11 protein-coding genes and 2 pseudogenes are annotated in these 15197 nt (G+C 61.3%); 1 reads left to right on the top strand and 12 read right to left on the bottom strand.

Translation table 11 applies throughout. From position 1 onward, the window contains the following. Positions 1–14: 14 nt before the first annotated feature. From EJ070_RS02575 to EJ070_RS02615, 9 genes and pseudogenes are all read right to left on the bottom strand, one after another. Positions 15–1262: an SfnB family sulfur acquisition oxidoreductase gene (locus tag EJ070_RS02575; protein ID WP_095517101.1), complete on the bottom strand. Its 1248-nt coding sequence runs from the start codon at positions 1260–1262 to the stop codon at positions 15–17. Next, positions 1259–2050, bottom strand: coding sequence for an ABC transporter ATP-binding protein (locus EJ070_RS02580; protein ID WP_091600476.1), 792 nt, complete (start codon positions 2048–2050; stop codon positions 1259–1261). Before EJ070_RS02580 ends, EJ070_RS02575 begins: the two co-directional genes overlap by 4 nt. 66 nt (positions 2051–2116) lie before the next feature. Continuing rightward, positions 2117–3448: an ABC transporter substrate-binding protein gene (locus EJ070_RS02585; RefSeq protein ID WP_126089951.1), complete on the bottom strand. Its 1332-nt coding sequence runs from the start codon at positions 3446–3448 to the stop codon at positions 2117–2119. A gap of 53 nt (positions 3449–3501) precedes the next feature. Further along, positions 3502–4550: pseudogene (locus tag EJ070_RS02590) on the bottom strand (branched-chain amino acid ABC transporter permease). A 3-nt stretch (positions 4551–4553) separates the two neighbouring features. Continuing rightward, positions 4554–5448, bottom strand: a pseudogene (locus tag EJ070_RS02595) (branched-chain amino acid ABC transporter permease). After that, positions 5448–6350, bottom strand: a complete 903-nt coding sequence (locus EJ070_RS02600) for an ABC transporter ATP-binding protein (protein ID WP_091600479.1) — start codon at positions 6348–6350, stop codon at positions 5448–5450. The pseudogene EJ070_RS02595 and the gene EJ070_RS02600 overlap by 1 nt, the downstream one beginning before the upstream one ends. 56 nt (positions 6351–6406) lie before the next feature. Beyond that, positions 6407–7507, bottom strand: a complete 1101-nt coding sequence (gene sfnG / locus EJ070_RS02605; protein WP_091600500.1) for a dimethylsulfone monooxygenase SfnG — start codon at positions 7505–7507, stop codon at positions 6407–6409. Between the two features lie 25 nt (positions 7508–7532). Next, positions 7533–8102 (bottom strand): FMN reductase, encoded by a 570-nt coding sequence (gene msuE / locus EJ070_RS02610; RefSeq protein ID WP_236473434.1) that lies wholly within the window; start codon positions 8100–8102, stop codon positions 7533–7535. A 565-nt stretch (positions 8103–8667) separates the two neighbouring features. Continuing rightward, entirely contained in the window at positions 8668–9165 is a 498-nt protein-coding gene (locus EJ070_RS02615) for an amidohydrolase family protein (protein ID WP_342028483.1), read from the bottom strand. 602 nt (positions 9166–9767) lie between these two features. Here EJ070_RS02615 and EJ070_RS02620 point away from each other — a divergent pair. After that, positions 9768–11915: a S46 family peptidase gene (locus EJ070_RS02620; protein ID WP_091600481.1), complete on the top strand. Its 2148-nt coding sequence runs from the start codon at positions 9768–9770 to the stop codon at positions 11913–11915. Positions 11916–12947: 1032 nt separating this feature from the next. Here the strand turns inward: EJ070_RS02620 and EJ070_RS02625 are convergent. From EJ070_RS02625 to EJ070_RS02635, 3 genes are all read right to left on the bottom strand, one after another. Further along, the gene (locus EJ070_RS02625) at positions 12948–13346 is read right to left on the bottom strand and encodes a hypothetical protein (RefSeq protein ID WP_091600482.1); all 399 of its coding nucleotides are present in this window, start codon (positions 13344–13346) and stop codon (positions 12948–12950) included. Positions 13347–13911: 565 nt separating this feature from the next. Further along, entirely contained in the window at positions 13912–14403 is a 492-nt protein-coding gene (locus EJ070_RS02630; protein ID WP_091600483.1) for a hypothetical protein, read from the bottom strand. Beyond that, positions 14376–14765, bottom strand: a complete 390-nt coding sequence (locus EJ070_RS02635; RefSeq protein ID WP_091600484.1) for a hypothetical protein — start codon at positions 14763–14765, stop codon at positions 14376–14378. The genes EJ070_RS02630 and EJ070_RS02635 overlap by 28 nt, the downstream gene beginning before the upstream one ends. Positions 14766–15197: the final 432 nt, after the last annotated feature.

Consider the following 15197-nt stretch of genomic DNA (forward strand, 5'->3'; position numbering starts at 1 on the left):
TGGAGGCGCTTCGCTCAGCTCCAGGCATGGAGCGGCGGATTTACGTCGTTGAGGTAGTAGTTGCCGAGGATCGCGTATTTCCAGCGCACCGGATCGTGCAGCGTGTGGGTGCGGGCGTTGCGCCAGTGCCGGTCGAGATTGTGCTCGGCCAGCGTCGAGCGTGTGCCGGCGAGCTCGAACAGCTTGTTCGTGGCAATGATGGCGATCTCTGTCGTGAGGATCTTGGATTCGGCAACCGCGATCTGCGCTTCCGCGACGGTCTTCTCGTTCGGGTCGGCCACGGCGCGATCTACCGCAAGCCCGGCCCTTTCCAGAACCGCCTCTGCCGCGTTGGCCCGCAGGCGAAGGTCGCCAATCGCCTGGATCGTATAAGGATCCTGCCAGGCATGATCGACGCCGCTGTCGATCCAGGCGCGCGACTTGGTGCGCACGAAGCCGACAGTCTCGTCGATCGCCGCCTTGGCGATGCCGAGATCGACCGCGGCCTGGATGATCTGGAAGATGGCGCCGTCGGCCGTCGGCCTGTCATAGCCCTTGTAGCCGGGGACAAGATGCGTTTTGGGCACCTTGACATTGTCGAGCAGGACCGTGCCGGACAAAGTCGTCTTCTGTCCGAAGCTCGACCAGTCGTCGATCACCGTCAGTCCGGGCGCGCCGCGATCGGCGATGGCATACCAGGCGCGCCCCTCGTCATCGAGCGCCACGATCGGAACCAGATGGGCAAGCAGAGCACCGCTCGAATAGAATTTCTGGCCGTTGACCACGACATGGTCGCCGGCGTCGACGAACTTTGTCTCGAAGTCGGCCGCGCGCTTGGAGCCGAACTCGGAGAACGCGTTGCCGAAGCGCGTGCCGGACAGCACCTCAGCGAAAAGCAGCTTCTTCTGCGCCTCGTCGGAGACGGTGCGGATAGCGGCGACGACGCCAAGATGGTTCTGCGGAATCTGGCCGAGCGACGGATCGGCCGCCGAGATGATGGTGATCACCTTCGACAGGGTCACATAGGAGAGCTCCGGCCCGCCATAGGCTTTCGGCACGTTGATCGACCACAGGCCGCTCTGCGAAAACGCATCGAGCTCTTCCTTCGGCCAGATGCGTTCACGATCCCGCTTGGAGGCATCCCTGGCGAATTCGGCGGCGAGTTTTTCGGCGACAGCGATTGCCTCGGCATCGGCCTTGATCACATGCGCCTTGGCAGAGGGTCGTTCGACCGGCGGGACGGCACTGCGGCTATCCGACGCCTGCCTGGATTGGATGGTCATGCTGCTGTCTCCTTGGGAAAATGTTGCGGTGGAAGCGGCGCGCCGCCGAGGTAGTAGGTTTTGATATCGGTGCGCTGGCGCAAGTCGGCAGCCGATCCTTCCAGCACGCTGACGCCGTTCTCGAGCACGGTGGCGCGGTCGGCGTATTTCAGCGCGACCGCCGAATTCTGTTCGGCAACGAGGATCGAAAGGCCTTCGTCGCGGTTGAGCCGTTTCAGGGCGCTGAAGATCTCGTCGACGATCAGCGGTGCCAGCCCCATCGACGGCTCGTCCAGAACAAAGAGTTTCGGCCGCGACATCAGACCCCGGCCGATAGCCGTCATCTGCTGCTCGCCCCCGGAAGTGAGGCCGGACCGGGTTCGCCGCTTCTCGGCGAGCCTTGGGAAAAGTGAATAGACACGATCCAGGTCCGCCTTGACGCCCGTGCGAGAGGACGAGCGTCCGAGCGCGCCGGTGAAGAGGTTCTCTTCGACCGTCAGCGAGCGGAAGCAATGCCGGCCCTCGAGGACTTGGACAAGGCCGCTGCGGACTAGGTGCGAGGGGCTTGCCCTTGAAACATCCTCGCCACCGAAGGTGATCCGACCGGCGGTAATGGCGCCGCGCTCGGCCGGGAGGAGATTGGATACGGCGCGCAGCAGTGTCGTCTTGCCGGCACCGTTGGAGCCGAGCAGCGCGACGATCTCGCCCCTGCCAACCAACAAGTCGACGCCGTGTAGGGCGGCGATGGCGCCGTTGTAGACAGCCTCCACGCTGCTAACTGACAGTATCGGGTATTCCGGGATGGACATCGATGACTCCGCTCGGGAAGGTGGATGGCGCGGCCGGCCAGATTTGTCGGCCGCACCATACCAAATTCAGTTGCTGACCACCGCGTCGGCGTCCTCGGCCGTGCGGATCTTGATGCCCTTTTCCTTGGCATACGCCTCGGACGACTTCTCGATGATCGGACGCAGCAGCTTCCAGTCGGGAGCGATCCAGTCGGAGACGACATTCCACTTCTTGCCGTCCCATTGCTGGAAGGTCACGTAGCCGTCACCCTCGTGATTGTCCCAGGAGACGTTGATCGAGTGGAACAGGTCCTTGGCGCCGAGTGCCTCGACGCGCGCCGGATCGAGCTTGAGATGCTTGAAGCCCCAACGCACTTCGTCGCCGGTCAGCGTGCGGTTGCCGAACTTGGCCTGTGCTATGCGGACCGCCTCGACATTGAGGATGCCATTGACGATGCCGAGATTGTGGTAGACCGAGCCGATGCGGCTTTTGTCCTCGAGATTGCCTTTGCCGTCGCCGTAGACCGTTTTGACGATCTCCTGGACCACCGGATACCGCTCACCCGAGGCCTGGGTGGTGATGGCCGTATAGCCCTTGGCGGCATCGCCGGCGGGGATGACATCCTCTTCGGAATTCGACCAGACATTGCCTATGATGTGATCGGCCGGGAAGCCTGTCTTCTGCGCGGTCTTCAAGGCGACGGGGTTCATCACGCCCCAGCCGCGCAGCACGACATAGTCAGGATGCTCGCGCCGGATGGTCAGCCACTGCGCCTGCTGCTCGTTGCCGGGATGCGGCACCTCGATCTGCGACAGCTCGAAGCCGTATTTCTGCGACAGCAGCTCATAGATCGGGATCGTCTCCTTCCCATAGGGCGAGCCGTGATAGAGCACGACGATGTTCTTGCCCTTGAGCTTGTCGAGGCCTCCTTCCTTGGACGCGATGTAGTTCACGATGCCGGAGGTCTCGCTGTAAGGATTGAGCAGCAGCGGGAAGACGTAAGGGAACACCCGCCCGTCGGTCGTGTCTGTGCGGCCGTGGTTGATGGTGATCAGCGGCACCTTGTCGTCGGTGATGCGATCGATCATGGCATAGGCGATGCCGACCGAGAGTGGATTCCAGGCAGCGATGCCGGGATTGCTCTTCAACCGTTCATACACCTCGACGCCCTTCTCGACCTCATATTGCGTCTCGCCTTCGCTCCAGGCCAGCTTGGCGCCATTGACGCCGCCGTCGCGGATGTTGATCAGGTTGAGATAGTCGATGAAGCCACCGAAAAAGCCGGTTCCGCCGGCCGCATACGGACCGACACGGTAGCTCTGCAGGGGAAAGTATTGTTCTTCGGCGTGAACCGCCGTCGCGCCGAGCACGAAGGCCGTGGCGATCGCCGCTTTTCTTAGGTGACTGAAGAAGGTCATTGCTTACGTCTCCTGATGGGTTGGTCCGAGCGGAGGAGGAAGTTGAGCGGCAATCAGCTGGACCTTGAGCCGATCCGTCGTTTGAGGCGGTCGAAGAGGGCCGACAGCCCGCTCGGTTCCGCGATGAGGAAGATGATGATAATGGCGCCGAGCACGATGCGCTGGCTCATGTCGAGAACGCCCGAATCGAACAGGCCGCCGAACAGGAATGCGCCGAGCCGGGACAGAAAGAGCGGGAGGACAACGATGAACGCCGCACCCAAAACGCGCCACGGATCGAGGCCAGCCCGCCGATGATGATGATGAACAGGATCTGGAATGAGCGGTCGAGATTGAAGCCTGCCGGCTCGACGGTGCGCAGATAGGTGAAGGCCCACAGCACGCCGGCGATACCGATGATGAACGACGAGATGGCGAACGCCAGAAGCTTGGTTCGCAGCACCGGCACACCGATGACGCGTGCGGCGGTTTCGTTGTCCCGCACGGCGATGAAGTTGCGACCGGTCGCGCTGTTGACCAAGCGCCAGACGAGGGCCGTCAGCACCATGACCGTGGTGACCGAAAGCAAATAGCGGCCGGTCGCGCTGTCGAGCGAAAGACCGGCGACGGCCAGGTGCGGCGCCGAGATCACCCCGGACGGGTTGTCGTTGGAGAACCAGCCGAACTTGGTCAGCGCCCATTGCACGAAGAACTGGGCGGCGAGCGTCGAGACGGCGAGGTAGAAGCCGCGCAGCCTGAGACTGGGCAGGCCGAACACGACGCCGAAGCCGGCGGCGGAAATTCCGGCCAGGATCATGGTCACCGCCAGCGGCAGGCCTTCGACCCTGAGGTTGAAATTGTAGGCGCCGAACGCGCCCACCGCCATGAAGGCGGAAGAGCCAAGCGAGAGCTGGCCGCAATAGCCGGTCAGCAAATTGAGGCCGACCGCCGCCAGGCTGAGCGCCAGGAATGGCAGCAGGATCGCCTCGACCAGATAGCCCGAAGCATAGGCAGGGACCACGCCGTAGGCGACGACGAACAGGGCGGTCGCCAACGCCAGCTTCTGAACGAGTTTCGCCCAGTCGACTGGAAGCCTTGCGGCGTCGAGAGCTTGCACGGCCATGGTTCAGACCCTTTCGACGGTTTTCTGGCCAAACAGGCCGGAGGGGCGCACCAAAAGCACAACCAGCGCCAGCGCATAGGCGAACCAGCCCTCGATGCCGCCGCCGACGAACGGGCCGAGATAGACCTCGGCCAGCTTCTCGCTGGCGCCGATGATGAGGCCGCCAACGATGGCGCCGAGGATGGAATCGAAGCCGCCAAGCACCAGCACCGGCAGCGCCTTCAGCACGATCAGCGACAGCGAGAACTGGACGCCGAGACGCGCGCCCCACAACAGTCCGGCGACCAGCGCGACGAAGCCGGCCGCCGTCCACACGGTGCCCCAGATGCGAGGCAGCCGCAGCCCGACGGCGAGGGCCGCGAACTGATCGTCGGCGACGGCGCGAAACGCAAGGCCGATCCGCGTCCAATAGAAGAAGGCGCTGAGGCCTGCGACCATGGCGGCGGCGATCGCCGCCGCCAGCAGGTCGAAGGATGAGATCAGTATGCCGCCGACCTCGAAGGGTGTCGTCGATGCCGAGGTCGAGCCCGTGCACCTGCGTGCCCCAGATAAGCTGGGCGGCACCTTCGATGGTGTAGGAGAGCCCCAGCGTCGCCATGAACAGCGTCATCGGCGAGCGGTTGACCAGTGGCCTGAGCACGGTCCGCTCGATGGTGAAGCCGAGCGCGACCATGACCGCGAAGGTGATGAGCAGCGAAAGCGCGAAGGGGATGCCGCGTTCGACGAGGCTGACAAAGGTGAGCGCTGCGAACAGCACCATCGACCCCTGCGCGAAGTTCAGCACGCCCGACGTCTTGTAGATCAGCACGAAACCTATGGCGACAAGCGAATACATGACGCCAGAGAGCAGGCCGCCGACCAGCACTTCGATGACGAAGAGGAAATCATAGTAGCTCATCAGATGTCCTCGCCATTCTCGCCCTCGGCGGTGCCGATATAGGCCCGGATCACTGCCGGATCGGCCCTGACCTCGGCCGGCGTCCCGTCTGCGATCTTGCGGCCGTAGTCGAGCACGGCGACGCGGTCGGAGAGGCCCATGACGACGCCGATGTCGTGCTCGATCAGGATGATGGTGACGCCGTGCCGGTCGCGCGCGGCGCGCACGAAGCCGGCCATCTCGGCCTTCTCGGTCGCCGTCATGCCGGCCATCGGCTCGTCGAGCAGCAGCAGCTTCGGCTCGGCGACCAGCGCGCGCGCCAGCTCGACCCGCTTCTGCAGGCCGTAAGGCAAGGTGGCGACGAGGCGGTCGGCGACGCTTTCGAGATGCAGGAAGGCGACTATCTGATCGGTCTTTTCGGCGATTCCCGCATCTTCGCTCCGGGCGCGTGGCAGACCTGCAATATGTTCGACGAAACTGGCGCGCCTGGTGTGGACGCGGCCGCACGCGATGTTGTTGCGCACGGACAGACCGCCGAATAGCGCCAGGTTCTGGAAGGTTCGCGCAACGCCGAGCCGTGCTAGACGGCTCGCCGGCACCCGGGAGAAGGACTGCCCGCCGATCGCAATCCTGCCGCGGTCGGCGTGATAGAGGCCGCTGATGATGTTGATCAGTGAGGACTTGCCGGCGCCGTTGGGGCCGATCACCGCGCGGATCTCGCCGACTTCCACTTCGAGATCAACATCGCTCAGCGCCTTGACCCCGCCAAAGGAAATGCCGATCCCGCTCAGCGCGAGAACCACATCCGGCCGTGACGACAGGCGTGCCAGACGCCTGTCGCCGACGGGGTTAGCCACCGCGAGGATGGCGGAAATTTCGGACGCGCGCTCGTATGCGGCCGCTCCCAGCGAAGCACCAATCATGAAACATTCCTGCTTTTGAAGGCGTGTCGGCTGCGGCCCCGTGGGCCGCGCCCGTCCTATTCCGCGGCGACAAGCTCCCTGTCGCGAGCTGCTTCCAGTTCGCGCACCAGAGGAATGACGCGCTTGCCGAAGAACTCGACCTCTTCCTGGAAATGCAGGAAGCCGAGCAGGATCAGGTCGGCACCGGCGTCCTTCAGTTTCAGGATGCGTTCGGCGATCTGTTCCGGCGTGCCGATGAGATTGCTGCGGAAGCCGTCATTGTACTGAACGAGATCCTCGAGGGACGACTTCGCCCAATTGCCTTCGCCTTCCGGCGAGGCCTTGCCGGCATTCTTGACCTGATCGGCAAAGCCCTGCACCGCCTCCGGATTCGCCTTGGCGATGATCTCGTCGAGCACGGCGCGCGCTTCCTGCTCGCTCTCGCGGGCGATGGCGAAAGCGTTGACGCCGATCCTAACCTTGTGGCCGTTGGCTTTCGCCTTGGTGCGGATGTCGTCGACCTGCTTCCGGATCTCCTCCGGGGTATTGCCGTTGGTGAAATACCAATCGGAGACACGAGACGCCATGTCGCGAGCGGCTCGCGACGAGCCGCCCTGGAATATCTCGGGCAAGGGCTCGATCGGCTTCGGCTTCATGGAATAGTTGGTGAAGCGGTAGAAATCGCCCTTCAGCGTGAAGCTGTCTTCCGTCCAGATGCCGCGCAACGCTCGGATAAATTCCTCCGACCGGCGATAGCGCTCGTCATGATCGAGCCAGAGTTCGCCAATCGCGGCGAACTCGCCTCGGAACCAGCCGCTGACGACATTGACGGAGACGCGGCCATTGGTCAGGTGGTTGATGGTAGCGATCTGCTTGGCCGCCAGCGCAGGGTTCCACGGACCGGGCAGGATCGCTGCGATGACCTTCAGCGTTGTGGTCGCGGCAAGCAAGGCATGGCTGAACGAGACTGATTCGTGCTGGTTGTCGGCCCCATAGCCGGCTGTGAAACGGATCTGGCTCAGCGCATAGTCGAACCCGTTGGCCTCGGCAATCTGGGCGAGCTTGCGGTTGTAGTCGATATCCCAACCCGTCCGCTGCTCGATGTTGGAGATGACCAGGCCGCCGGAGACGTTCGGGACCCAGTAGGCGAATTTGATGGCGTCGGAATGCGAACTCATGTCGTCGTTTCCCCTGTTGATTGGCTCAGCCGACGCGGGTGGCGACGGCGGCATTTGCGTGACTTGAGTTGAGCAAGGAGACCGCGTCGGTAGCGGCCCTTGCAATACGCTCGATGATGGCTGCGCCGACGATTTCGCCATCGACGAAATCGTCGGGCGTGCCGTAGACGCCCGTAGGGACGGTGACAGAGCCAAAAAAGCCGAACAATGGCCGGAGCTGATGTTCGAGCACCAGGCCATGGTATGGGCTCCCGCCGGTCGCCGCGAGAAGCACGGTCTTGCCCGTCAACGCGCGATAGTCGACCAGGTCGAACAGGTGCTTGAGAGCGCCAGTGTAGGAAGCCCTATAGACAGGCGTTCCGACCACGAGCAAATCGGCCTTCTCGACACGCTGGATAATCGCTTCTCCAGATGCGCCAAGTGCGCCGCGGGATAGTCCGGCGAAAAGCGACGGTGCTGCCTCCGTGATCTCAATCAGACCGGTGTCGGCAAGCAGGCGCAACGCGACCGCCTTGACCAGCGCATTGACGACCGCCGTGGTGCGGGACGGGTTGCTTACACCGCCGGATATTCCAAGAACCGATAATCGTGCCAAGTCATCTATCTCCCACACATGCGCCATAGGCCACCACCGAAACCAAACGATATTCTACGAAATCTGTAGACATAAGGTACTTTGTTCTGATGTTTTCACGTCAATGGGAAAAACGGCGCTGCTAGGAGCGGCACGCCCACCGCATTCGATCTCAAATGGGATTAACTTGGCAGGGGCCGTAGGCGTCACCCGCGAGTTCGACTTTGGTGAAAACAGGCTCCGCCGGCGCGATATGAGGAATGTCGTCCAGCCGTTTGTGACAGCGCTCTCCACCGATGCCACGCAATCAAATGAGCGCGTGTATTATGACGGCTAGGCGTGCGAGAAACGTCCTCAGGCATTGCCCTACGAAGGAGCCGATATTAGCGCCGAGATTTCAAGGCTGGTCAGGGACGATTGAGAGTTTTGAGCACCGGCAGCACGAAGGCGGCAATCGCAGCGTCATGCCTTCGGAACCATCGGTAGCTGCTCAATACGTTCTGTTGTGCTCCTGCCTGTATATGTGTTGCGTAATTCCCCTGAATGGCAACGGATTACCTGCGTCTGGTTATTCATTCTTCACCACTCACCCGCCCTTGATGATCTTTCGAAGCCGGGCGGGATCGGACAAAATCGCGAGGTCCTTCAACGGATTGCCGTAGACGGCGATGAGATCTGCGTGAGCGCCAGGCGCGATGGTGCCGATGAGGCCTTCCATGTTGAGCACGCGGGCAGCATCCACCGTCGCGGATCGGATCACGTCCCGAGGCTTGAGAACGCGGCCGCGCAGAAGAAATTCCTCTGATTGGTGCCTATGCATCTGGCCAAGCAGATCGGAGCCGTAGCCCATGGTCACGCCAGCGCTTTGAAGCGTTTCGAGCGCCGACAAGCCGGCATCGAGAACGAAGCTCACCTTTTCAAGGGATTCGGCGGACATGCCGTATCTGGCTCCGTCCCGAGCGACGACAGCAAAGGTGATGTTCGTCGGGACGACGAACGCGCCTGCCTCGCGAACCCGGTTGGCGGTTGTCGCTTTGATGAGGTTTCCATGCTCGATTCGGATGGTCGACGTTTCATCCCAGATTTACTTTCGCGCCTCACGCCGGCACTCGCGCACATAGTCCGCCGGGTTATGTCGCCAAGCGCCGAGCGGATTTGCGGCAAGGGGAAGTCCGGGCACTCCTCGCACCCTCGTCCTCGCGCAACACCGCACGTAACAGAAACGATAGCACGCATTCTCACAATTAACGACGGCTGTTCGGCAGTGGGCTTCGTCGCGAGCGAGGACGAGAGTGTCGGGTCTACAACCAAATGTCGGAGGTCGGACCCAAATGTCGGAGGTCGGACACGCAAGGCCCTTACCACGTAGGTGATTGAAAGCTTTATTGACGAGGCGCTCCAATGGCCGGCCCGCAATGCGGGAGATATTGTTAGAGGCGTCTCGAATGACTTCTCCGCGGGACCCGAAGGGCGTCTCAGGCATCCTTTGGCACGATTAGTGCAACGGATGATCCGCAAACGTTGCCGATACAATGTGAGGGGAGCGTCACCCAGATTTTTGTGTTGACCGTCCACTCACTCTTCACCCAGTGGCTGCCGCGCAGGCGCTTGCGGACGCCGGTCAGCCCGATAGCTCATCGATCCAGATCAGCGGAGAACAATACACAGAATGGGAACGAGATCAGCATGAACTCGAATTTTAGTCGTTTGGCCCAAGCCACCGCTATGAACTTGCTCTGGACGTCGGCGAACGAAGGCATGTGGATGCCGGCCCAGATTACGGAACTTGGCGCGGCCATGCGCGCGAATGGACTCCAGCTTGATCCCGCGCAGCTCAGCCGTCTAGACACTGCCCCGCTCAACGCGATCGTATCACTGGGCGGATGTTCAGCTTCCTTCGTCAGTCCGCAAGGACTGGTTGCGACCAACCGTCACTGCGTGCTGGAATCGATCCAGTACAACAGCAAGGAGAGTCAAGACTATCTCACCAAGGGATTTCTAGCGAAAAGCCTTGGTGAAGAATTACCCGCGGTGCCCGGCAGCCGCATCTATGTGATCGAGGATATCCGTGATGTGACCGCCGACATGCTCAAGGGCGTATCGGACAAGCTGAACGGCTTTGCCCGCTATGAGCGGCTCGACAGGAACCGGAAGGCGCTGATCGCCGCATGTGAAGAACAGCCCAATCGCCGCTGCGACGTGGAGTCCTATTATGGCGGCGCCTCCTACTATCTCCAGCAGAAGCTCGAAATTCAGGACGTGCGCCTAGTCTATGCGCCCGCGCTCGGCATCGGTAACTTCGGCGGCGAAACGGACAATTGGACGTGGCCGCGCCACACAGGCGACTTCGGTTTTTACCGCGCTTATGTCGCTCCTGATGGTTCCTCCCGGCCTTATGCGCGCGACAACGTGCCCTACCGGCCGAAGAGCTGGCTGCGCATTGCCTCTAAAGGCGTGCAAGACGGCGATTTCGTCATGGTCGTCGGCTTTCCCGGAGAAACCAATCGGTTCCGCACGGCGGATGAAGTACGGTTCAATTTCGCGCGGTACGAACCGCTGTTGCAGCATTTGCTGTCGGATTATGCGGCCCAGATAAACCAAACCACGGCAGGCAATCGAGAAGCGCAGATCCGCTACGCCTCCATCCTGCAAGGCGTGGAAAACTACAAGAAGAAGTTGGCGGGCGATCTCGCCGGGGCCAATGCGATCGGGCTCGACGTGCGCAAGGCTATCGAGGAGAAAGCTTATCTCGACTGGGTCGCCGACGATCCCGCGCGGCAGGCGCGCTATGGCGCAGCGATCGGCGAACTGGGCGCCATGGTGGACGAGAATAGCCAGGCCTCGCTCGAGGGGCTGCGCCAGGCGCTGCTGAACCGCGCGCAAATGCTCTCATCCGCGCGCACTCTGTATCGCTGGGCCAAGGAGCACGAGAAGCTCGATGAAGACCGCGAACGCGGCTTTCAGGATCGTGACCGTAACCAGACCGTGGATCAACTGACGCAGATCGAACGCGGTTACCTGCCCGACATCGATCGCAAGCTATTTGAGGCCGCGCTCGATGAATATCGCCGGCTAGACGCAAAGGACCGCGATACTGCGTTCGAAACGGCTCTGGACCAAATCGGCCTTGACCGACTTTATGCAGAAACCAAACTCGCCGACACGGCCACGCGGCTCGGCTGGCTCGACAAGCGGGCTGCTGCCTTCGAGGCGTCGGACGATCCTTTCATCAAGCTGGCGGTCGCGCTCTATCCCGGCGACATAGCTGCGGAGCGCGCGGCGAAGGACCGCGCTGGCCGAGCGCAGGCGGCGCGCGCGACTTATATGCAGGGCCTGCGCGCCTACTGGCAGGCGATTGGCCGGCCGGTGTATCCCGACGCGAATGGATCGCTGCGCATCACCTGGGGCAAGGTGTCGGGGCGAACACGCGACGGGCAGATCTGGACGCCATTCACCACGGCTGAGGGACTTCTGGCCAAGCACACTGGCAAGGGCGAGTTTGATGCGCCCGCCGCCGCCGTCGCTGCGATCCGGGCCAAGAATTATGGCCCCTATGTCGCGCCGGAGCTGGGCACTTTGCCGGTCGACTTCATGTCCACGGTCGACATTACCAATGGCAATAGCGGCTCGGCCACGCTGAATGGGCGCGGCGAGTTCGTCGGTCTCGCCTTTGATGGCACGCTCGATGGAGTGATCTCCGATTGGGCATATGCCGCAGACCGCAGTCGAAGCATCCATGTCGACAGTCGCTTCATGCTTTGGACCATGGACAAGATTGACGGCGCTGCCTGGTTGCTCAAGGAGATGGGAGTGCTGCCGGCGTCGCGTTCATGAGCGGGGTAGTCTGGCGGTAGGCGGCCTGTCGGCGTCATACCTCCACAAATCCCCCTTGGAATTTTAGACAAATCCCGTGTGGAAGCGCCGCCTCAGCCGGTCTTGCAGCGCCTGCCGGTCGGCGACGAGGTCGTCGCAGCGACCCGGCGCCGCTGCCCGGCCATCAATTGTCCAATCGGCGCCCACGTGCCAACACAAACACGCCGCAGTCATAAGCATTCGGCTGTCGGGTCATGGGGGCTGCCTCGAAGGTGCCGTTCAGCACCCTTGCGAGCTGGTTTGCAGGCTCGTCGTTGTGGCCCTGTCCGGGAGGAGTCGTGGTGATAGGCGACCCGCTCCGGGTTGCGGCCATCAACGAGCAGCAGCGAGCAATGGGTGCTGTCGCTGGTACGATTGCCATTGCTCACTGGCACGAATAGGAAGTCGGCTGGGCCGACAGCTCGATTATAGATGACCTGCAATGTCTCTTGCGCGTTCTGCGACCCTGCGTAACGCATTTGATCCACCTCGCGACCCAAGTTCCATGTTCCAGTCTGCCAATTATGCGACTTTAGAAGTACAAACCATGAACGCTGTGGCCGCGTGGTTATTGAGTTCCAATCGCTATTTAGTCTGCTTGCATGTTCCGAAATGACCGCGTTGGGCCCGCAAGCTGACAGGCGGCTTTGCGGACCACTGGGTAGAAAGGAGTCATCCGCCACGACGTTGCGCACAGCCCGGAGGTGCAACTCCAACGCATGATGCGTATCTTATAGCGAGTTTAGGTCTATATGGAACTCAAACGCACCTCCGGTCTGCAGATCACCACGTCGTATTCAGCGCGTGCGCATTTTCGAGAAGTCGGCACCGACGACTAGCAGGTTCTCATGTTCCATCTTGGCCCCTCCGGCATCATCCTTATTGATACTGCTTGGCACCATGACTTCGAACCTGACCGACGTCACAAGGTCATCGCTCACACTCGACACCCACGCTCAACCGGAATCGTCAATATGCAGCAACATTTCTGCATCGACATCAGCTGATACGTCATCAGCAATAGTCATCGATCGAGTCGCCAAGGTCCTCTCCAGCTAGTTCGCAGAAGTGCTTCAGAGCGCCCTTGAGACTGAAGAAGGTGAATTCGCTTCGGTGATGGAAAAGGCCATCATGGATTGAAATGTGGGCCACTGCCCAATTCTTTATGGCGTCGCCGGCAAAATGAGTGAGTACGATCAGGTCATCGTCCTTGAGATTCCGGTCGACGACGAGGCTCGTGGAGAGCTGGTTGCGCGCGAAGATACTTCCGAAAGAGAGGCGCGATTCATAAAGAAGAAGGGCGTCGTCGGTGAATTCGTCCGGGCACGCCGGAAATTCGGTTGGAACCTTCCAGCGGACCTGGACCGCAAGAGGGGTCAGAGATGGGTAGAGTGTTTCTGCCTGGTTAAGCATTCTTCAATCCTCGCGGCGTGAGTGCCTCAATGATCAGCCTTGCCGAGAAACGACACTTGGTAAAGACTTGCGACCGCAAAGATCGGGTGGCCGTGTCACTAAATGCATATAGCCCTAGCGACTGCTATACCTGATTGAGTGTTGCGCGCCCGCCACGCTCGGACTGAGCGATTTGACGGCGATGCTTGCACCGTCAACAACGTGATTCGAGACAGCATGAGACATGGCTGCATGAGTGGCCCAAGGGTCACCGCCTAACCCGTAACATCCTGAAATCCGTTGCGGCCTGCTTGGTGGCGAAGCCGTACGTCCACCACCCTTGCCATCGACGTCCAGACGGATCCCCTGGATCGGCAGCTTTCAGGAAATGGCTTGGGCAATTCGAGCGGCTGGAATGAGGCGCAAAGCCGCCGTTCACCTCTCCTTCGAGTCAGCGCTCCGACCGGCCAAAATCGTCGAGGCCTCCAACAAGGTGAAATGGGTATTTCACACTGACGCGCAACCCGGGGTGATGAAGGTATGCCAAAACCCACCGAGCCTGATTGGCGATCCAGCGTTAGCCGTCTCAACCTGAAATCGCGGCAACGTTTGCCGACGACTGATCCAATGCCAACCGCTCCATTTCCGGGCGACTGTGTTCACGGGCGGCAAGAATCTGGGCTCTTGTCTGCTTGAGTTGCTCAAGACCGAGAACCAAGGCGCCCTGCAGCCGCTTGCGGTCGCCGAGAATATCCTGGTCAATCTGCGCGATATCGCGTGGATCGATCGCGCGTGAGGGATCGAAGACAAAGCGGGCTTCGACGGACCTTCGCCAATTTAACAACTTCTGCGCCGTTTTGGGTTCGAATCCGGACACGCTGTAGAGCTTGTTCCTCTCGACATCGAGCGCTGTTTCGACGCCATACGACTCCAGGACCTGTTTCTTTCCCGGTCCGATGCTCTCGATCTTTGCCGATGAGATTTCAAAGTTGTCCAGGAACCGGTGCAGTTGCGCCTGACGGCGGTTGCGCTCGAGCTCCGAGATCCTGGCTACCGTTTGGAAGGTAAGATGTCCCATTCGCGCCTGAGCCCGGCGAGCACCGTTTTTTGCCTGTCGAAGGCATCCGGCCCGGCTCTCTGCATCCACGTGGTTTGCGCGTTTTTCCACTGGGTGGCGGCCTCGCCGGCGATGCGCCGGTATTCCGCAGCCTCACTGTCCCTGTTCAAGAAACCTCTCAACCCCAGAAAAACCCCCAAGGCAATGCCCAGCACCCAGATCTGCGCCATCATCAAGCCAGCGACGCCGACTACTGCGGCCGCTACTCCTGCCCGGAAGTTGGTGCGGCGCGCGTGCCCCTTGAGCTTCAAGGCGTTGGGATCTGGTGTCACATTCTTCTCGGGGACGGTCGGCACCGGCCCGGGATGCGGGATGGCGTCCACCTGCGCTGGAATCCGGCGATATCGAAAAGCGTCGCCCCGCTGGCGGGAACAACGGTTGAGAACAGCGGGACGCCAGTGGCGCCTTCCATTTTGCACCAAGGGCACGGCGATGAGCCAAGTGACCAGTGGCTGGAATTGGCGGAGCACTGCTTGAGGTTCGCTTCAAGTTCGGCCAAGGCAGCCACCCAGTCCCGGGCCACGGGCCTGCCAGCCGACGTTCCTTTTTGCGAGAAGGCATCCTCAAACATTTTTGCAAGTCGTGGGCCGACGGTGGAACGCGCCCCGAAACCCGAAGCTTCTTGCAGGCCGAGAAGGAACTGGACGGCAAGGGCTGGCTTCCCGCAGCGTTGCGGGCGACGGTCAAAGTAGAAAGCGAAAGTATGGCAATCGCCGCCGACTAAGCACGGTTCGCATTCAAGGTCAGGGCAGCGA

The sequence above is a fragment of the Mesorhizobium sp. M1E.F.Ca.ET.045.02.1.1 genome (genome assembly GCF_003952485.1).
GTDB lineage: Bacteria > Pseudomonadota > Alphaproteobacteria > Rhizobiales > Rhizobiaceae > Mesorhizobium.